Raw genomic sequence first — 17,870 nt, 5'->3', positions numbered from 1 at the left:
TCCAGCCGCATCAAGCACCGCAACGCCCCAGGGACAAGGAGGACCCCATGGACAGACAGATCACCACCACCCGCGTCGGCATCGTCGGCGGCGGCCCTGCCGGACTCATGCTCAGCCACCTGCTGGCGCGCGAGGGCGTCGACAACGTCGTCATCGACAACCGCGACCACGACCTCATCGCCCGGACGCACCGGGCCGGGATCCTGGAGGCCGGCAGCGTCCGGATGCTCACCGACACCGGCGTCGACGGGCGCATCCTCGACGAGGGGTACGAGCGCAGCGGGCTCTACCTGCGCTTCAACGGGGAGAACCACCACATCGACTTCAAGAAGCTGGTCGGGCAGACGGTGTGGCTGTACCCGCAGAACGACGTGTTCCTCGACCTGGCCGCCGCCCGGCGCCGCGACGGCGGCGACGTCCGGTTCGGCGTCACGGACACCGAGGTGCTCGACATCGCCACCGACTCCCCGACGATCAGCTTCACCGACGCCGACGGCGTCGCCCAGCAGGTCCGGTGCGAGGTCGTCGTCGGGGCCGACGGCTCGCGCAGCCGCTGCCGCGACCTGATCCCCGGCCGCGTCAAGCACACGATGCGCTACCCGTTCGCGTGGTTCGGCATCCTCGCCGAGGCTCCGTTCAGCTCCGACGAGCTCATCTACTGCCATTCGCCGCGCGGATTCGCCCTTATCAGCCAGCGGACGCCCACGGTGCAGCGCATGTACTTCCAGTGCGACGCCGACGAGGACGTCAACGCCTGGTCCGACGAGCGGATCTGGGACCACCTCGACTCGATCCTCGAGGGCCCGGACGGCTTCAAGCTCAAGCGCGGCCCGATCTTCGACAAGGTCGTGCTGCAGTTCCGCTCGTTCGTCCAGGAGCCCATGCAGCACGGCAACCTGTTCCTCGCCGGGGACGCCGCCCACACCGTCCCGCCGACGGGCGCCAAGGGGCTGAACCTGGCCTTCGGCGACGTCGCCCTGCTCGCCCCCGCGCTCGTCACGTGGGCCAAGACCGGGTCGCGCGCCGACCTGGACACCTACGGCGCACGTGCCGCGCAGCGCATCTGGAAGTCGCAGAACTTCAGCTACTGGATGACCCAGATGCTGCACACCCCCGCCGACGACAACCCGTTCGTCGTGAAGCGCCAGATCGGCGAGCTGCTGTCGGTGGTCTCCTCCGAGGACTCCATGAAGTTACCTCGCCGAGTGCTACACCGGCTGGCCGTACGACCTGCCCGACCTCATGGAGTGACTCCCCACCGCCACGCCCGGGGCGCGGCCGCCGGCCGTTCAGCGCTCGGCGTCCGGCTTGGGATACATCCGGACGCCCCACAGGATCGACGTCGCGTCGTCGCTGCGGTCGGGCGGGATGGGGGCGTCCACGGCGAAGGGACGCCCCTGGCTCTCCGGCAGCAGGGCGCGCGCCTGGGCGCGCGAGAGGCCGGTCATCTGCAGCAGGTCGACGACCAGCGCCCGCTGCAGCGACATGAGGGCCACCGGGCGCCACCCCTCCCGGTGGGTCATCAGCGTCGGGTCGGAGCGGCGGGCGACGTCCTTCAGCAGTTCCTGGGCACGGGTCGGCCGTTCCCAGGCGCGGACGGCGTCCACGATCGCGCGCATGGCGACCGCCGTGTCGGCGATCAGCCCGCCGAGCACCGGGATGCGCCCGACCTCCTCCGACATGCCGAGCGACTGGCGGTTCAGCATCATCGCGCTCCGGTCGGCGCGGCGCGCGAGCCGGTAGAGCCGGTCGAGTTCGCGCGTGACCGGACGCTCGCGCCGCAGCGTCGGGTTCAGGTTCACCACCTCGCGGGCGGTGACGAGCGTCTGCTCCCAGGTGTCCATGACGCGGCGCAAGGAGCGGTGGGCTAGGGCGGCCTCCTGGATCTCCTCGACGTCGGCGGTCTTCAGCCCGTGGGCCAGCATCTCGAGCGTCCGGGCGAACTCGGTGAGCGCGTTCGCGGCGTAGCGCCGCGGGCGTTCGGTGGGGTGCCGCGGCATCAGCACGGCGAACACGAAGGCGACGAGCGACCCGACGAGCGCGTCGCTCCCGCGGCCCGCCGGCGTCGTCGTCCCCCCGGACGCCGTCGCCGCGTACACCGTCATGGCGAGCACCACGATGCCGTTCACCCCCGACTGGATCGTGAACAGGTCTCCGCGGTCCAAGAACCGTCCGAGCAGCGCCGACACGACCAGCACGACGAAGATCTGCCAGGCGCCCGCCTGAAACACCAGCGTGAACGCCTCCCCGACCAGGACGCCGAGCGTCGCTCCCGCGCCCAGCTCGGCGACCTTGCGCGGAACCCGGTCGAGCTTGAACCCCAGGCACACCCACGTGGCGATCGGGGCGAACATCGGGTCGGGACGCCCCAACAGGTCGTGCGCGATGAACCACGCCAGCGCGGCGCCGACCGCCGACTGCAGGATCGGGACGAACGAGCCGCGGACGCGCAGCCAGCCCTGCCGCAGGAAGCTGGTGACGAACAGCCGCGCGCGACGGGCGTCGATATCGGGCCGGGAGTGTTTCACTAGGACATTCTCCTCCCGCGGCGCGCCGCGGCCGCGGCGTGCCCACCGCGCGTCAGCCGCGCGGCGTCCCGCCGTCGGGAGCGCCGACGAACGCGGAGGGCATCAGGCCGGGCAACACGTCCTCCAGGCTGAGGACGCCGACCTCCCGTCCGCCGTCGGTCACGATGGCGAGCTGGGCGTGCGCCTGGGACAGGCGCGCCAGCGCGGTGGTCAGCGGGGCGTCCGCCGCGACGCGGACCGGGTCGCGGGCCACCTCCAGCGCCGGGCGGCTCAGGTCGTCGGCGGCGAGGGTGTCGCGCACGTGCACGACGCCCTCGGTGCGGTCACCGTCGCGCACCAGCACCCGCAGGTGGCGGGTGCGCCGGGTGGTCTGCTGGACGTCGGCGAGCGTCGCGTCCAGCCCGACCGCCGCGACCTCCTGCTCCGGGGGAACCATGTCGCCGGCCGTCCGCTCGCGCAGCACGAGCACCTGCGTGAGGGGCTCGCGGTAGTAGGCGTCCAGCGCGCCGATGTTCGCCGAATGCTCGATGAGCGCGCGGAGCCCCGAGGGGTCCTGACGCTCGGCGCGGTCGTCCACCGGCTCGGCCCCGGCGCGGCGCACCAGCCAGTTGGCGGCCGCGTTCATGCCGACGAGCAGGGGCCGCGCCAGCCACATGAACGCGCGCATCGGCAGGGCGAGCAGCACCGACGAGTCCTCCGGGTGCGCGATCGCCCACGACTTCGGCGCCATCTCCCCGACCACGAGGTGCAGGAAGGTCACGAGCAGGAGTGCCAGCACGAACGCGACGACGTCGGCCGCCGCCTCGGGGAGCCCGGTGAAGGCCAGCAGCGGCATCAGCGCGTGATGCACGGCCGGCTTCGTCACGGCGCCCAGCGCCAGCGTGCAGATCGTGATGCCCAACTGCGACCCGGCGAGCAGCAGCGTCAGCTCCGCGGAGTTCTTGATCGCCGCCCGGCCGGCCGCCGACCCCGCCCGCTGTTCGAGCCGGTGCGGCTTGGCGGCCATGAGCGCGAACTCGGTCGCGACGAAGAAGGCGCTGAGCCCGACGATGACCACCGTCCACCCGACGACGGCCCAGCCGCCCGGCCCTGACTCGAGCGCGATCACGACGCCTCCCCTGCCGCGGGCCGGGCCTCGGGCGTCCCGTCCTCCCCTGGCGGTTCGGGCAGCGTCAGCCGCACCCGGCCCGGCACGTGCCGCCCGATCTCCAGGACCTCGATCCGGACCAGCCGCGCGGGGGCGTCCTCGTCGAGGGCGAGGGCGGCGGCGTCCGGCTCGATCAGCACGTCGACGGTGTCGCCCACGCCCGGCAGGTCCCCGAACTCCTTGATGACCAGGCCGGCGATCGTCTGGTAGTCGCCCTTGGGCAGGTCGAGCCCGATGATGCGCTCGACCTCGTCCACGTGGACGGCGCCCGCCATCTCCCAGGCGCCGTCGGCGCCCACGGGCTGGGCGAGGTCCCCCTCGGGGTCGTGCTCGTCGAACAGCTCGCCGACGATCTCCTCGACGAGATCCTCCCGCGTCACGATGCCGATGAGGCTGCCGTACTCGTCGACGACGCAGGCCAGATCCTCCCCGTCGCTCTGCAACCGCGCGGACGCCTCCGGCAGGCTCACCGTCGCGGGCAGGATCAGCCCCGCGCGCGCGACTGTGGCGACGGACGCCTCCGGCTCTTCGGCCTCGAGCACGTCCAGCAGGTGCGCGACGCCGACGACGCGTTCGTCCGCGTCGAGCACCGGGTAGCGCGTGTGCCCGGTGGCCATGAGGGTGCGCGCCTCGGCCACCGTGTCGCCCTCCCGCAGGACGCCGACGTCCACGCGCGGGATCATCGCATGCCCCGCGTTGCGCCGCGGGAAGTCGATCACGCGGTCGAGGATGAGCGAGAGCTCCGGCGGCAGCGTGCCGCCCGCCCTCGACGACGCCACGACCCGTTCCAGGTCGGTGGCCGAGGCGGCGCTCTCCACGTCGTGCACCGGCTCGATCCGCAACGAGCGCAGCAGCAGCTCCGCGGCCTTGTCGAAGACCCAGATCAGGGGCCCGAAGATCTTGAGGTAGAGCCCCGTCGACGGCGTCAGCGCGTCGGCGACCTCGGCCGACCGCGCGATGGCGTAGTTCTTCGGCAGCAGTTCGCCGAACAGCATCTGCACCAGCGTCGAGAACAGCAGCGCGACGGCGGCGCCCGCGGTCATGGCGACCGCGGTCGGGTTCTCCCCGCCCACGAGAGCCGCGAGCGATTCGCCGATCAGCGGCTCCGCGACGTACCCCACGAGCAGCCCCGTCACCGTGATGCCCAGTTGCGCCCCCGACAGCAGAAAGGACGTCCGACGCGTGATCTCCAGCGTCTTCGCCGCCCGCTCGTCGCCGCCGGACGCCCGCCCCCCGAGTTGGGAGCGGTCGACCGCGACGTAGGCGAACTCCTGCGCCACGAAGTAGGCGGTGAAGGCCGTGATGCCGAGCACCACCAGGACGCCGACCGTCAGTGAGAGCGCCGTTCCCACTCAGAACCCCAGCCGGTTGAGTTGCTTGGGGTCGCGCTGCCAGTCCTTCATCACCTTCACCTTGAGCGACAGGTAGCTCGGCATGCCGAGCAGCGCGTTGATCTGCGCGCGGGCGTCCGCCCCGACCTCCCGCAGGCGCGCGCCCTTGTGGCCGATGATGATGCCCTTCTGCGAGTCGCGCTCGACGACGATCGACGCGTAAATGTCCATGAGCGGCTTGTTCTCCGGACGCCCCTCGCGCAGCCCCATCTCGTCGATGACGACGGCGATCGAGTGCGGCAGCTCGTCGCGGACGCCCTCCAGCGCCGCCTCGCGGATCAGCTCGGCGACCCGCGTCTCGTCGGACTCGTCGGTCAGCGCGTCCTCGGGGTACAGGGGTGGCCCCTCGGGCAGCAGCTTCACGATCTCGTCGGTCACGTCGTCGACCTGGTCGCCGGCGACCGCCGACACCGGGATCATCGCCTCCCAGCGGATCCCCAGCTCCTCCTCCATCTTCTGGATGCGCACGAGGTGCTCGGCCATCCGCACCGGGCTCACCAGGTCGGACTTGGTCGCCAGCGCGATCAGCTTCGGACGCCGCGGCAGCTCCGCGATCTCGCGGACGAGGTACGTGTCCCCCGGCCCGATCCGCTGGCTCGCGGGCAGGCAGACGCCGATGACGTCCACCTCGGCCCACGTCTCGTGGACCAGGTCGTTCAGTCGCTCGCCCAGCAGCGTCCGCGGCCGGTGCAGGCCGGGCGTGTCGACGAGGATGAGCTGGGCGTCCGGCCTGCTCAGGACGCCCCGGATGACGTGCCGCGTGGTCTGCGGCTTGCTCGACGTGATGGCGATCTTCTGCCCCACGATCGCGTTCGTCAGCGTCGACTTGCCCGCGTTCGGGCGGCCGACGAAGCACGCGAAGCCCGAGCGGAAACCCTCGGGGAAGCTCGGGGACGCCGGGGAGGCCGGCGGCGGCACGGCGCTCATCGCTCCCCCGCCTTCTCGGACGCGGCGTCGGCGGCGACCGGCCTGCTCAGACCGCCCTTGCCGAACGCCTTGGCCCCCGACTCGGCGGCCAGCTCGACCGTCGCGTCCACCCCGGCGTCGGCCGGGTGGTCGTCGTCGGTGATGCGGCCGGCGAGCACGGTCTGGATCGAGTGCCGCCGTCCGGACGCCCGCTCGGCGACGAGCTCGAGGCCCTCCCACTCCACGACGGATCCGGGGATCGGGATCTTGTTGAGCAGCTTCGCCATGAGGCCGAGCACGGTGTCGACGTCTTCGTCGTCGACGTCGAGCCCGAACAGCTCGCCGAGGTCGTCGACGGGCAGGCGGGAACTCACCCGGAACCGCCCGTCGGCCAGCTCGGTGGCGGGCGCGATCTCGGAGTCGTACTCGTCGACGATCTCGCCCACGATCTCCTCCAGAATGTCTTCGATCGTCGCGAGGCCGGCGGTGCCGCCGAACTCGTCGACGACGATGACCACGTGGCTGTGGGTGAGCTGCATCTCGCGCAGCAGCGCGTCCACCGGCTTCGAATCGGGGCAGAAGGTCGGCTTGCGCATGAGCGACTCGACCTGCTCGTCGGACTGGCTCCGGGGGTTGTCGTAGCTGCGGCGGATCACGTCTTTGAGGTAGAGGATGCCGAGCACATCGTCCACATCCTCCCCGATCACGGGGATGCGGCTGAAGCCCGAGCGCAGCGCGAGCGACAGCCCTTGCCGCAGGGTCTTGCCGGCCTCGATGTAGACCATCTCGGTGCGCGGCACCATGACCTCTTTCACGATCGTGTCGCCGAGGTCGAACACCGAATGGATCATCTTGCGCTCGCGCGCCTCGATCAGGTCGGACGCCTCCGCCATGTCGACCATCTCGCGCAGGTCGGCCTCCGACGTGAACGGCCCGTCGGTGAACCCGCGGCCCGGGGTGAGCGCGTTGCCGATGAGGATCAGCAGCTTGCTGATCGGCCCGAACACCGTCGTCAGCAGGGACAACGGCCCGGCCGCCCGCAGCGCGATCACGTCGGCCTTCTGCCGGCCGAGCGTGCGCGGGGAGACCCCGAGCAGGATGAAGGAGGCGACCATCATGATGCCGATGGTGAGGGCGAGCCTCTGCGCGTCTTGCGCGACGTGCTCGAACACCACGAGGGCGGTCAGCACGATCGCGCTCACCTCGGCGAGCACGCGCAGGAGCATCGCCGAGTTCAGCGTGGGCGCCGGATCCTGCACGATCAGCAGCAGCTTGTCGGCCCCGCGCGCCCCCTCTTTCACGAGCCCCTCAGCCCGCGACTTGCTGAACGACGCGAGCGCGGCCTCGGCGGCCGTCAGGAACCCACCGATGATCAGGCACACGACGGCGACGGCCAGTTGGACCCAGTTCTCTTCTGTCAGGATCATCCACAGCTTTCGGGACGGCGATCAATGCCGCCCAGTCTAGGGGTCGGAGCCGACAGCCTCCACGCAGCCTCCACCCGTGGGCGGTGTCGAGCGCCCGGAGCGCCGCCGCAACTCCGGACGCGGTGTCGCTTACATTGCTGACATGCGTTCACGACTAGCTCTCGCGGCCCTCGTCCTCCCGCTGCTGGCCGCGTGCCAGGCGACGTCCACCGCCACCCCCACGTCGGCGCCCACCACGGACGCGTCGCCGACGGCGTCCGCGGCTCCCTCCATGCCGGCGACCACGCCGACCGAGCAGACCCCGACCGCCCCCGCGACGACCACCGCGACCCCGACGCCGACCGGGACGGCGGCGTCCCCCACCGCGAAGCCCACCACGCCGGCGGCCGCGAAGGCGGTCGCGCGCCCGGCGTTCCGCCTGGTCGTCCCGCCGAACTGGCGCGAGAACACCGCGCAGCGCGACACGGCGTCCCAGTGGCGCGCCCAGATCGAGAAGGGCTCCGACGGCAACCTGGACATCGTGCGCGTCGAGGCGTCCAAGGCCACCGGCAAGAAGCCGGCCGACGCCACCGCGGCCCTCGAGGAGTTGCTGCTCGGCGGCTGCCCGTCCGGCGCGAAGGCACCCGACCGGACGATCGCCGGGCAGAAGGCGTCCGGGGTGACGTGCGCCGAGGGCGAGCTGAAGTCGGAGCATTACCTGTGGGTCGCCAACGGGCGCCTCTACACCGCGATGCACATGGCAGAGGGACGCCCGCTGGACCGCGACGTGTTCACGCGCGTGTTGCAGGGCCTCACCTTGGTGCGCCGCTGACGACACGCCCCGGACGCCTCCGCTGTTGCCCCGGCCGGGGCAATAGCGTGGAGGCGTGTCCCGACTGCTCTTCACTCTCGCCGCCGCCGGCTGCGTCCTGACGCTCGCCGGCTGCTCGGCCGCCACCCCCTCGACCCCGGCTCCGACGGCCGCCGCCGCGTCCGAGGCGACGCCCACGAACGGTCCGGGCGCGACGCTCGACCGGGAGGGGTTCAGCGTGACCGGGCCGGACGGCTACGCCGACCGGACGCAGGAGAACGCCGCGTCCTTCGATCAGGACGCGACGCTGCAGGCGTACTTCCAGGACGACGAGGGCTCCACCGTGACCGTCTACACCGTGAAGGCGGACCACCCCGAGCTGGCGTCGTTCGTCAAGCAGTACGTGGCCGACGCCAAGGCCGACGGCACCATGGACGTGCTCTCGCAGAAGCCCGCGAAGGTCGGCGGGCAGGACGCCGTGGTGCTCACGCTGCAGGACAAGGCCGAGGGCACCGGCGAACTCCAGTACCTCACCGCGCGGCCCGGGTACGTCCTGTTCGTCGCCGGGCCGAACAGCAACGACCCGTCGCGCGCCGCCATCGCCGCGACCGCCGAGAAGATCGCGTTCAAGTAGGACGCCGCCCGCGCGCTCAGGCGCGCGAGGCGTCCCAGGCGGCGATGATGCGGTCGTTCAGGTCGAACATGACCTTCTTCTCGCCTTCCTCGGCGTGATCGAAGCCGAGCAGGTGCAGGATGCCGTGGACGAGCAGGTAGTCGGCCTCACCCTCCGGCGTCCGGCCGTTCTCGGCCGCCTGGGCGGCGGTCACCCTCGGGCACAGGACGATGTCGCCCAGCAGCCCCTCGGGCGGCTCGTCGTCGTCGGACGGCGGCCGCAGCTCATCCATCGGGAACGACAGGACGTCGGTCGGGCCGGGCAGCCCCATGAACCGGACGTGGTAGTCGGTCATGGTCTGCTCGTCGACCAGCAGGATCGAGAGCTCCGACTGCGGGTGGATGCGCAGCTCGTCGAGCGCGAACCGGCCGAGCTGCACGAGCCGCTGCTCGTCGACCGCCTCCCCCGACTCGTTGTTCAGGTCGATCATCGGCGTCCCTCCCGGTGCGGCCGGCCCGGCTCGCCGGCCTCGTAGCGGTCGTACGCGGCGACGATGCGGCCGACGAGGCGGTGCCGGACGACGTCGTGGTTGGTGAGCTGGCAGAACGCGATGTCGGGCACGCCGTCGAGGATGCCCTGCACCTCGCGCAGCCCCGACTTCTGCCCGCCGGGCAGGTCGACCTGCGTCACGTCGCCGGTGACGACCATCTTGCTGTTGAAGCCGAGCCGCGTCAGGAACATCTTCATCTGCTCCATCGACGTGTTCTGCGCCTCGTCGAGGATGATGAACGCGTCGTTGAGCGTGCGCCCGCGCATGTAGGCCAGCGGGGCGACCTCGATCGTGCCGGCGGTGAGCAGCTTCGGCACCGAGTCGGCGTCCACCATGTCGTGCAGCGCGTCGTACAGCGGCCGCAGGTAGGGGTCGATCTTGTCGCTGAGCGTGCCGGGCAGGAACCCGAGCCGCTCGCCCGCCTCGATCGCCGGGCGGGTCAGGATGATGCGGTTGACCTCTTTGGCCTGCAGCGCCTGGACGGCCTTCGCCATCGCCAGGTAGGTCTTGCCGGTGCCCGCGGGGCCGATGCCGAACACGACGGTGTGGGCGTCGATGGCGTCGACGTAGCGCTTCTGGTTGAGCGTCTTGGGCCGGATCGTGCGGCCGCGGCTCGACAGGATGTCTTGGGTGAGCACCTCGGCCGGGTGGGGCGCGTCGGGGTTGCCGGTCATGCCGATGACCCGCTCGACGGCGTCCGCCGTGAGGCCCTGCCCCGTGCGGACGATCGTGATCAGCTCCGTCAGCACGTCCGCCGCGCGGGCGACGTCGGCGGCCTCGCCGGTGAAGGTGACCTCGTTGCCGCGCACGTGGATGTCGGCGGCGAGCTCGCGCTCGAGGATGTCGAGGAATTCGTCACGCGGGCCCAGCACATTCACCATCTGAATGGACGCCGGCATCGTGATCCGCCGCGTTGCGGGAAGGGTGTTCGTGGTAGTCAGGGTGTTCCTCCTCGATGGACTCGCCCAGTGTAACGCCGGGGGGCCCGCGGAGCTTCCGGGCAGGCGTCCGGTCACACCAGCGGCCACGGGTAGCCGTAGCCGCCGGTGAGGTCGGCGGGGAAGAGCGGCTCCTCCAGCAGCCGGCGGACGCGGTGGCGCAGAGCGCGCACCTCGCGCCCGCTGAGCAGGGCCGCCAGCTCGTCGGGGACGCCGTCGGCGAGGGGGGCGACGGCGTCCAGGAGGTCGCCGGGGACCGGTTGGCCGGCGAAGTCCCAGATGACGGTCCGCAGCTTGTACTCGGCCGCGAAGCACAGGCCGTGGTCGATCGCCCAAACGCGCCCGTCGGCGTCCCGCAGGACGTGGCCCGACTTGCGGTCGGTGTTGTTGCTCACGTAGTCGAAGAGGGCGACGCGTCGCATCACGGACTCCGACTCGGGGGCGCCCTCGCGCAGGGTGAAGTAGTGCTCGGCGTCCGCCTCGATGTACCACTGCAGCGAGCCGACGCCGACGGGGGCGTCCTCGCGGACGACCGTCGGCGGCACGAGGCCCCAGCCGAGGTGCTCGCTCAGCAGGAAGGCGGCGCGTTCGCGCTTGTAGAGGCCGGGTTCGAAGTCCCACAGGGGGCGCTCCCCCGCCTCGGGCTTGTAGACGGCGAACCACTCGCGGGGGCCGGCGGTCAGCAGCACCGCGAACGTCGCGTTGCTGCTGCCCGGGATGCGCCCGACGATCTCGACGCGCCCGGTCGCGAGCAGGTCGAGTTCGTCGGCGAGGTCGCCGCGCGGAAACGGTTCAGCGCTCACGATCGCCTCACGCGGACGCCTCGGACGCCTCGGACGCCTCAGGCGTCGGCTGGGCGTCGGGCTGGCCGGCGGCGTCCGGCGGAAGGAGGCCCCGCAGGGTGCCGGCGGTGGAGTTCGTCCTCAGGACGCCGACCGTCCCGTCGGCGGCGTAGGCGATGGCCGACACGGACGCCGGGTCGACCCAGAGGCGTTGGAACGCATCGAGCGGCGTCGCGAGGGCGTCGGCGAGGGCGGCCTTGATCGGGTCGGCGTGGCTGAAGCAGGCGACGACCTGGCCGGGGTGGGCGTCCCGGATCCGCGCGAGCGCGCCGACGATGCGGTCCTGCATCTCGGCGAAGCTCTCGCCGCCGGGGAAGCGGAACTGCGACGGGGTCTTCTGCACGGCGTCCCACTCGGGGAGTTTCGCGAGCTCGGCGAGCGAGCCGCCGGTCCAGTCGCCGAAGTCGCATTCGAGGAGGCCCTCGTCGACGATCGGCTCCAGCCCGGACCGCTGCGCGGTCGGGGCGGCGGTCTCGCGGGCACGTTCGAGGGGAGAGGTGTACAGCGCGGCCAGCGGCAGGGCCGCCAGGCGCTTGGCGGCCTTCTCCGCCTGGGCGCGCCCGGCGTCGGACAGGTGCAGGCCGGGGGCCCGGCCGGGGAGCACCTGGCCGGTGGTCGGCGTGACGCCGTGCCGGACGAGCAGCACGAGCGTGGGCTTCGCGGTCGTCATCGAGGCCGAGCGTACCCGCCGGTGGGGCGCTGCCCGGAGGCGTCCGCCGTCGTGACCGTCGCGGCGGACGCCTCCGCGCCCCCCGCACGCCTATTCCCGCGCAGGGTGGCCCTGCCCGGCCCCCTTTCGGAGGCTGAGACGCTTGTCGCGGGGGGTTATTTTGGGCGCGTGAGCGAGCGCCCCCTGATCAGCACGGCCGGCGAACTCAAGGCGACCGGCCATTCCTACAAGCCCCTGCGCGTGGAGATCCGCGACAACCTGCTCGCGAGGCTGGCGAACGGCGAGAACCCGTGGCCGGGCATCCACGGCTTCGACAAGACGGTTCTCCCCCAGCTCGAGCGGGCCCTGATCGCCGGGCACGACGTCGTCCTGCTGGGCGAGCGCGGGCAGGGCAAGACGCGCCTGCTGCGCACGCTGCCGGGGCTGCTCGACGAGTGGAGCCCGGCGATCGCCGGCTCCGAGCTGAACGAGCACCCGTTCGAGCCGATCACGGACGCCTCCCGCGCCCGCGTCGCCGCCGAGGGCGACGACCTGCCCGTCGTGTGGCGGCACCGCAGCGAGCGCTACGCCGAGAAGCTGGCCACGCCCGACACGTCGGTGGCCGACCTCATCGGCGACGTCGACCCGATGCGCGTCGCCGAGGGACGCCGGCTCGGCGACCCGGAGACGATCCACTTCGGCCTCATCCCCCGCAGCCATCGCGGCATCGTCGCGATCAACGAGCTGCCCGACCTCGCCGAGCGCATCCAGGTCGCGATGCTCAACGTGATGGAGGAGCGCGACATCCAGATCCGCGGCTACCTGCTGCGGCTGCCGCTCGACGTGCTGGTCGTGGCGTCCGCGAACCCGGAGGACTACACGAACCGCGGCCGCATCATCACCCCGCTGAAGGACCGCTTCGGCGCCGAGATCCGCACCCACTACCCGCTGGAGCTGGCCGACGAGATCGCTGTGATCCGGCAGGAGGCGACGCTGGTCGCCGAGGTGCCCGACTCGCTGCTGGAGATCCTGGCCCGCTTCACGCGCGCGCTGCGGACGTCCGCGGCCGTCAACCAGCGCTCCGGCGTCTCCGCGCGCTTCTCGATCGCCGGCGCGGAGACCGTCGCGGCGGCCGCGCTGCATCGCGCGACCGTCCGGGGTGAGCCGGACGCCGTCGCCCGCGTCGTCGACCTGGACGCCGCGGTGGAGGTGCTCTCGGGCAAGGTCGAGTTCGAGTCCGGGGAGGAGGACCGGAAGGGCGACATCCTCACCCACCTGCTGCGGACGGCGGAGGCGGAGACGGTCCGCGTCCACTTCCGCGGCCTCGACATGGCCCCGCTCATCGAGGCGCTCGACGGCCGGACGACGATCGTCACCGGCGAGCAGGTGACCGCGCTGGAGTTCCTCACCGGCCTGCCGTCGCTCGGCGAGTCCGGCCTCTACGACGAGATCGCCGCGCGGTTCGACGCCGACGGCGACGGGCGACGCGCCTCCGCGATCGAGCTGGCGCTGGAGGGCCTGTACCTGGCCCGCAAGATCTCCAAGGACACCGGCGACGGGGAGACCATCTACGGCTGAACCACCGGCCGACGCGCGCGGCCGCGGCGACGCGCCGCGGCGTCCGCCGGCCCTATGACAAGGAGGGACGCCATGGCCCACCGATCACGCTACGGCCGCTACGTCGACGGCCCCGACCCGCTCGCGCCGCCGGTGGACCTCTCGGAGGCGCTGGCGGCCATCGGGGAGGACGTCATGGCCGGCTACTCCCCCGAGCGCGCGCTGCGCGAGTACCTGCGGCGCGGCGGCCGGAACCGCGACGGGCTCGACGACCTCGCCCAGCGCGTCAACCGCCGCCGCACGGAGTTGCTGCGCAGCCACCGCCTCGACGGGACGATGGACGAGGTCAAGAAGCTGCTCGACGAGGCCGTGCTCGCCGAGCGCAAGCAACTCGCGCGCGACGCGCTGATGGACGACGCCGACCGGGATTTCCGGGAGTTCCGGCTCGGCAACCTGCCGCCGTCGACGGCGGCCGCGGTGAGCGAACTCGGGACGTACGACTGGCAGTCCCCTCAGGCCCGGCAGAGCTACGACAAGATCAAGGACCTGCTCGGGCGGGAGTTGCTCGACCAGCGGTTCGCCGGCATGAAGCAGGCCCTCGAGGGCGCCACGGACGCCGACCGCGCGGCCATCTCGGAGATGCTCCGCGACCTGAACGACCTGCTCGCCAAGCACCGCCGTGGCGAGGACACGCCGGAGGACTTCGAGCGGTTCATGGACCGGCACGGGGACTTCTTCCCCGAGAACCCGCGCACCGTCGACGAGCTCGTGGACGCCCTCGCCCAACGCGCCGCCGCGGGACAGCGCCTGCTCAACTCCATGACGCCCGAGCAGCGGCGCGAGCTGATGGAGCTGTCGCAGCAGGCCTTCGGGTCGCCGGAGCTGATGGAGGCGCTCGGCGCGCTGGACGGCAACCTGCGGGCGCTGCGTCCGGGCGAGGACTGGTCGGGCTCGCAGTCGTTCTCGGGCGACGAGGGGCTGGGCCTGGGCGACGGGACCGGCGTCCTGCAGGATGTCGCCGAGCTGGAGTCCCTCTCCGAGCAGTTGTCGCAGAGCTACGGCGGAGCCCACCTCGACGACGTCGACCTGGACGCCCTCGCCCGCCAGCTCGGCCCCGATGCCGCGGCGTCCGCCCGGACGCTCGCCGACCTCGAACGCGCCCTCCGCGACGGCGGCTACCTGCGGCGCGGCAGCGACGGCGATCTGCGGCTCAGCCCGCAGGCCATGCGGCAGCTCGGCAAGGCGCTGCTGAAGGACGCCGCCCGCCAGCTCTCCGGGCGGCAGGGCGCCCGCGACACCCGGCTGGCCGGGGCGGCGGGCGAGGCGACGGGGGCGTCCCGGGCGTGGGAGTTCGGCGACACCCAGCCGTGGGACGTGACCCGGACGATGACGAACGCGATCCTGCGGACGGCGTCCGAGGGGGGCGACCCGGCGGCGGGCGTCCGGCTGCGCATCGACGACGTCGAGGTCGCCGAGACCGAGACGCGGACGCAGGCCGCGGTCGCCCTGCTGGTGGACACGTCGTTCTCGATGGCCGCCGAGGGGCGCTGGGTGCCGATGAAGCGCACCGCCTTGGCGCTGCATCACCTGGTCAGCACCCGGTTCCGCGGCGATCAGCTCGACCTGGTCGCCTTCGGCCTGCACGCCCGGACGCTCGGCATCGACGAGCTCACCGGGCTGGCGGCCGTCCGCGAGCAGGGCACGAACCTGCACCACGCGCTGCTGCTGGCGTCCCGGTTCTTCGCGCAGCACCCCACCATGCAGCCGGTGCTGCTCGTCGTCACCGACGGCGAGCCGACCGCCCACCTCGAGCCCGGCGGGGACGCCTGGTTCGACTGGCCGCCCGACCCCCGGACGCTCGCCCTCACCGTGGCCGAGCTCGACAAGCTCGGACGCCGCGGCGTCCAGACGACGTTCTTCCGCCTGGGCGACGACCCGGGGCTCGCGCGGTTCCTCGACCACCTCGCCGAGCGCGTGGACGGGCGCGTGATCGCGCCCGACCTCGACGGGCTGGGGGCGGCCGTCGTCGGCGAGTACCTGTACGCCCGGCGCACGTGGGACCCGGACTGGGACCGCTGACCTGCTGAGCCGTCAGGCCGGCGGGAAAGGCCAGGCGTGCCGCAGCGGGTCGGTGTTGCCCTCCTGCCGGTAGTACTCGACGCCGAACTGGGCAGCGAAGACCTCCGGCGGAAGCTGCAGCATCATGCCGACGTCGCTGGTCTGGCTCGCGTGGGCCGTCATCGCGGCGCGTTTGCGGGCGAGGTAGGCCTCGTCGAGGTCGACCGCCCAGTTCAGCTCGGACTCGGGGCTGCCGACCGGGTTGCCGTCGTCCGCGGGCGCGTCGGGATCCCAGGCCTCGGTTTCGCCGGCCGCGAGCGCCGCCTGGTAGCGGCGGCGCAGCGCGTCGCGGTTCATCGTCTCCTCCAGCACCAGGGGCGTCCGGGCGGCCAGCTCGGCGGCGCGGTAGGCGATGCGGTGCACGGCGACGTGGTCGGGATGCCCGTAGTTGCCGTGCCAGTCGTAGCCGACCAGGACGTCGGCGCCCTCGGCGTCCAGGACGTCCGCGACCCGCCGGGCCGCCTCCTCCAGCGGGGCGCGGGCGAGGCATGCCGGGTCGTCGTTTTGCGGCCAGCCCGTCATGCCCGAGTCCGCGTAGCCCAGCCAGTGGACGCCGTGCAGCCCGAGCGCGGCGGCGGACGCTGTCGCCTCCCGCTGGCGGCGGTCGGCGACCGACTCCCCCTCGGCCAGGTCGGACGCCGCCGTGCCGAAGTCGCCGTCGGTCGCGAAGATCACGATCACCCGGTAGCCGGCGTCGACGGCCATCGCCATCGTGCCGGCGGTCTGCGAGCTCTCGTCGTCGGGATGGGCGTGCAAGAACGCAATCGTGGTCATGCGGCGAACACGTCCGTCGCCTCGATCAGGGCGTGCGTGATCTGCGGCTCGAACGCCGAGTGGCCGGCGAACATCAGCCGGAAATCGGCCTCCGGCCAGGCGCGATGCAGGTCCCACGCGGTCACCGGCGGGCACGCCAGGTCGTAGCACCCCTGGACGATCACGGCCGGGATAGCCCGCACGGCGTCCACCTCGGCGAGCAGTTGCCCCTCGCGGAACCAGCCCCCGTGCACGAAGTAGTGGTTCTCGATGCGCGCGAACGCCAGCGAGAAGGCGGGGTCGGAGTAGTGCTCCACCAGCTCGGCGTCGTAGCGCAGCGAGCAGGTGGCGCCCTCCCAGGTCGTCCAGGCGACGCCAGCCGGACCGTGGACGGCCGGGTCGGGGCTGCTCAGCAGCTCGTGATAGGCGGCGATGGCGTCCCCCGAGAAGGACGCCCCGCCCAGCGGCTCCAGGAAGCGCTCGCGCCACGCCGGCGCGAGCTGCCCGGCGGGGCCGTTGTAGTACCAGTCGAGCTCGCTCCGGCGGAGCGTGAAGACGCCGCGGAGCACCAGCTCGCTCACGGCGTCCGGGTGCCGCTCGGCGTACGCGAGCGCGAGCGCGCTGCCCCAGGAGCCGCCGAAGACCAGCCAGCGCTCGATGCCGCGCGCCTCGCGGAGGCGTTCGAGGTCGGCCACCAGGTGCCAGGTCGTGTTGGCCGACAGGTCGCAGACCGGGTCGGACGCCGACGGCCGGCTGCGGCCGCAGTTGCGCTGGTCGACGAGCACGATGCGGTAGCGCGCGGGGTCGAAGAACCGCCGGGACGCCGGCGTGCAGCCGCCGCCGGGGCCGCCGTGCACGAAGACCGCGGGCTTGCCGTCGGGGTTGCCGCACTCCTCCCAGTAGAGGGTCTGGCCGTCACCGACGTCGAGCATCCCGGACGCGTACGGCTCGATCTCGGGGTAGAGGCCGCGCAGGCTCCCGGCGGCGACCTCCTCGGGCGGAGCCGGAGCGGGCGCGAGGGCCGTGGACGGCGGCGTGGGCGGGGCGGCGGGCGTCCGGCTCACTCGTCGGGATCCACGTCGGGGTGGAAGATGTGCATCGCGGCCTCCTCGGCGGACGCCGCGCCCCCGTCGATGCCGACGTCGCGCCCCACGCTCTCGGACTCGGTGTCTTCGCCGCCGCCCTGGTCGGGCGCCACGAGGCGCCCGGCGCGCTGGCTGCCGACCTGACGATCCTCCCCGTCGGGGTTCCACGGGCCGTGTTCCTTCACGACCTCGGGCTGCTCCTGCTTCTCGCGCTGCTCGATCGTCTCGCCCTGGCGCATCTCCTCGGCCGTGTTGCCGAAGCCCTGCCCGGGCGACCAGTTGTCGGGCGCGATGTACCCCTCGTCGAGGACGTCGCTCACGCCGCGATCGACCAGCGTGTCGTCGGATTGCAGCTGGTCGAGGTGACCGCCCTCGCCGCCCTCGTCCTCGACCTGCTCCACCTCGTCAACCTCGTCGTTCATGTCCGTCATGGCACTAGATTGCCACGTCACCGGCGGTTCTGCCTGTGATGGCGCCACCGCGTCGCGCGCCCGCGCGGCTAGGCGCGGGAGGCGTCCGGGAGGAGCTCGAGGTCGGACGCGGTGACCAGCCGGGCGGCGACGGCGTACTCCACCA

Annotated in this window: 15 protein-coding genes and 2 pseudogenes; 5 read left to right on the top strand and 12 right to left on the bottom strand. The window is 72.5% G+C overall.

Annotated elements, in window-relative coordinates:
• Window positions 1-47: 47 nt before the first annotated feature.
• Window positions 48-1,130 (top strand): annotated as a pseudogene (locus WMJ97_RS07565) (4-hydroxybenzoate 3-monooxygenase); the annotation flags it as partial.
• Window positions 1,131-1,289: 159 nt separating this feature from the next.
• On the opposite strand, the gene WMJ97_RS07560 reads toward WMJ97_RS07565, so the two are convergent.
• The 5 genes and pseudogenes from WMJ97_RS07560 to WMJ97_RS07540 all read right to left on the bottom strand — a co-directional run.
• Window positions 1,290-2,528, bottom strand: coding sequence for an FUSC family protein (locus WMJ97_RS07560; protein ID WP_347348373.1), 1,239 nt, complete (start codon window positions 2,526-2,528; stop codon window positions 1,290-1,292).
• A 52-nt stretch (window positions 2,529-2,580) separates the two neighbouring features.
• Window positions 2,581-3,636, bottom strand: a complete 1,056-nt coding sequence (locus WMJ97_RS07555; RefSeq protein ID WP_347348372.1) for a hemolysin family protein — start codon at window positions 3,634-3,636, stop codon at window positions 2,581-2,583.
• On the bottom strand, window positions 3,633-5,027 hold the full coding sequence (locus WMJ97_RS07550; protein WP_347348371.1) for a hemolysin family protein: 1,395 nt from the start codon (window positions 5,025-5,027) through the stop codon (window positions 3,633-3,635). The genes WMJ97_RS07555 and WMJ97_RS07550 overlap by 4 nt, the downstream gene beginning before the upstream one ends.
• Window positions 5,028-5,993: a GTPase Era gene (era, locus tag WMJ97_RS07545; protein WP_347348370.1), complete on the bottom strand. Its 966-nt coding sequence runs from the start codon at window positions 5,991-5,993 to the stop codon at window positions 5,028-5,030.
• A 152-nt stretch (window positions 5,994-6,145) separates the two neighbouring features.
• Window positions 6,146-7,393 (bottom strand): annotated as a pseudogene (locus tag WMJ97_RS07540) (hemolysin family protein); the annotation flags it as partial.
• 148 nt (window positions 7,394-7,541) lie between these two features.
• Between WMJ97_RS07540 and WMJ97_RS07535 the strand changes: the two are divergent.
• Together WMJ97_RS07535 and WMJ97_RS07530 are read left to right on the top strand one after the other, a co-directional pair.
• Complete coding sequence (locus WMJ97_RS07535; RefSeq protein ID WP_347348369.1) at window positions 7,542-8,210, top strand: hypothetical protein; 669 nt, start codon at window positions 7,542-7,544, stop codon at window positions 8,208-8,210.
• 55 nt (window positions 8,211-8,265) lie between these two features.
• Window positions 8,266-8,823, top strand: coding sequence for a hypothetical protein (locus WMJ97_RS07530; RefSeq protein WP_347348368.1), 558 nt, complete (start codon window positions 8,266-8,268; stop codon window positions 8,821-8,823).
• A gap of 16 nt (window positions 8,824-8,839) precedes the next feature.
• Here WMJ97_RS07530 and ybeY read toward each other — a convergent pair whose 3' ends face one another.
• The 4 genes from ybeY to WMJ97_RS07510 all read right to left on the bottom strand — a co-directional run bounded on the left by ybeY (window position 8,840) and on the right by WMJ97_RS07510 (window position 11,802).
• Window positions 8,840-9,292 (bottom strand): rRNA maturation RNase YbeY, encoded by a 453-nt coding sequence (gene ybeY, locus WMJ97_RS07525; protein WP_347348367.1) that lies wholly within the window; start codon window positions 9,290-9,292, stop codon window positions 8,840-8,842.
• Window positions 9,289-10,251, bottom strand: coding sequence for a PhoH family protein (locus WMJ97_RS07520; protein WP_347348366.1), 963 nt, complete (start codon window positions 10,249-10,251; stop codon window positions 9,289-9,291). Before WMJ97_RS07520 ends, ybeY begins: the two co-directional genes overlap by 4 nt.
• A 113-nt stretch (window positions 10,252-10,364) precedes the next feature.
• A complete protein-coding gene (locus WMJ97_RS07515; RefSeq protein ID WP_347348365.1) occupies window positions 10,365-11,093 on the bottom strand; it encodes an SCO1664 family protein in 729 nt (242 codons plus the stop codon).
• A 7-nt stretch (window positions 11,094-11,100) separates the two neighbouring features.
• Window positions 11,101-11,802 carry an MSMEG_4193 family putative phosphomutase gene (locus WMJ97_RS07510; protein WP_347348364.1) on the bottom strand — a complete coding sequence of 234 codons (702 nt, stop codon included), beginning with the start codon at window positions 11,800-11,802 and terminating at the stop codon, window positions 11,101-11,103.
• Between the two features lie 168 nt (window positions 11,803-11,970).
• On the opposite strand from WMJ97_RS07510, the gene WMJ97_RS07505 reads away from it, so the two are divergent.
• Window positions 11,971-13,359, top strand: a complete 1,389-nt coding sequence (locus tag WMJ97_RS07505; protein ID WP_347348363.1) for a magnesium chelatase — start codon at window positions 11,971-11,973, stop codon at window positions 13,357-13,359.
• A 72-nt stretch (window positions 13,360-13,431) separates the two neighbouring features.
• Entirely contained in the window at window positions 13,432-15,417 is a 1,986-nt protein-coding gene (locus WMJ97_RS07500; protein ID WP_347348362.1) for a VWA domain-containing protein, read from the top strand.
• Between the two features lie 12 nt (window positions 15,418-15,429).
• On the opposite strand, the gene WMJ97_RS07495 is transcribed toward WMJ97_RS07500, so the two are convergent.
• The 3 genes from WMJ97_RS07495 to WMJ97_RS07485 all read right to left on the bottom strand — a co-directional run bounded on the left by WMJ97_RS07495 (window position 15,430) and on the right by WMJ97_RS07485 (window position 17,716).
• On the bottom strand, window positions 15,430-16,230 hold the full coding sequence (locus WMJ97_RS07495; RefSeq protein ID WP_347348361.1) for a PIG-L family deacetylase: 801 nt from the start codon (window positions 16,228-16,230) through the stop codon (window positions 15,430-15,432).
• A complete protein-coding gene (gene pip, locus WMJ97_RS07490; RefSeq protein ID WP_347348380.1) occupies window positions 16,227-17,183 on the bottom strand; it encodes a prolyl aminopeptidase in 957 nt (318 codons plus the stop codon). The genes WMJ97_RS07495 and pip overlap by 4 nt, the downstream gene beginning before the upstream one ends.
• Before the next feature lie 86 nt (window positions 17,184-17,269).
• A complete protein-coding gene (locus WMJ97_RS07485; protein WP_347348360.1) occupies window positions 17,270-17,716 on the bottom strand; it encodes a DUF5709 domain-containing protein in 447 nt (148 codons plus the stop codon).
• Between the last annotated feature and the right edge of the window lie 154 nt (window positions 17,717-17,870).

The sequence above is a fragment of the Nigerium sp. genome (assembly GCF_039811905.1).
Classification (GTDB): domain Bacteria; phylum Actinomycetota; class Actinomycetes; order Propionibacteriales; family Propionibacteriaceae; genus Propioniciclava.
The sequence above is the reverse complement of the archived record's forward strand: the minus strand, read 5'-3'. Positions and strand labels throughout refer to the sequence as shown.

Excerpts from the sequence above, each read along its gene's own strand:
- era (WP_347348370.1), bottom strand. The coding sequence starts at position 5,993 with ATGAGCGCCGTGCCGCCGCCGGCCTCCCCGGCGTCCCCGAGCTTCCCC.
- ybeY (WP_347348367.1), bottom strand. The coding sequence starts at position 9,292 with ATGATCGACCTGAACAACGAGTCGGGGGAGGCGGTCGACGAGCAGCGG.
- WMJ97_RS07485 (WP_347348360.1), bottom strand. The coding sequence starts at position 17,716 with ATGAACGACGAGGTTGACGAGGTGGAGCAGGTCGAGGACGAGGGCGGC.
- WMJ97_RS07495 (WP_347348361.1), bottom strand. The coding sequence starts at position 16,230 with ATGACCACGATTGCGTTCTTGCACGCCCATCCCGACGACGAGAGCTCG.
- WMJ97_RS07510 (WP_347348364.1), bottom strand. The coding sequence starts at position 11,802 with ATGACGACCGCGAAGCCCACGCTCGTGCTGCTCGTCCGGCACGGCGTC.
- WMJ97_RS07535 (WP_347348369.1), top strand. The coding sequence starts at position 7,542 with ATGCGTTCACGACTAGCTCTCGCGGCCCTCGTCCTCCCGCTGCTGGCC.
- WMJ97_RS07520 (WP_347348366.1), bottom strand. The coding sequence starts at position 10,251 with ATGCCGGCGTCCATTCAGATGGTGAATGTGCTGGGCCCGCGTGACGAA.
- WMJ97_RS07500 (WP_347348362.1), top strand. The coding sequence starts at position 13,432 with ATGGCCCACCGATCACGCTACGGCCGCTACGTCGACGGCCCCGACCCG.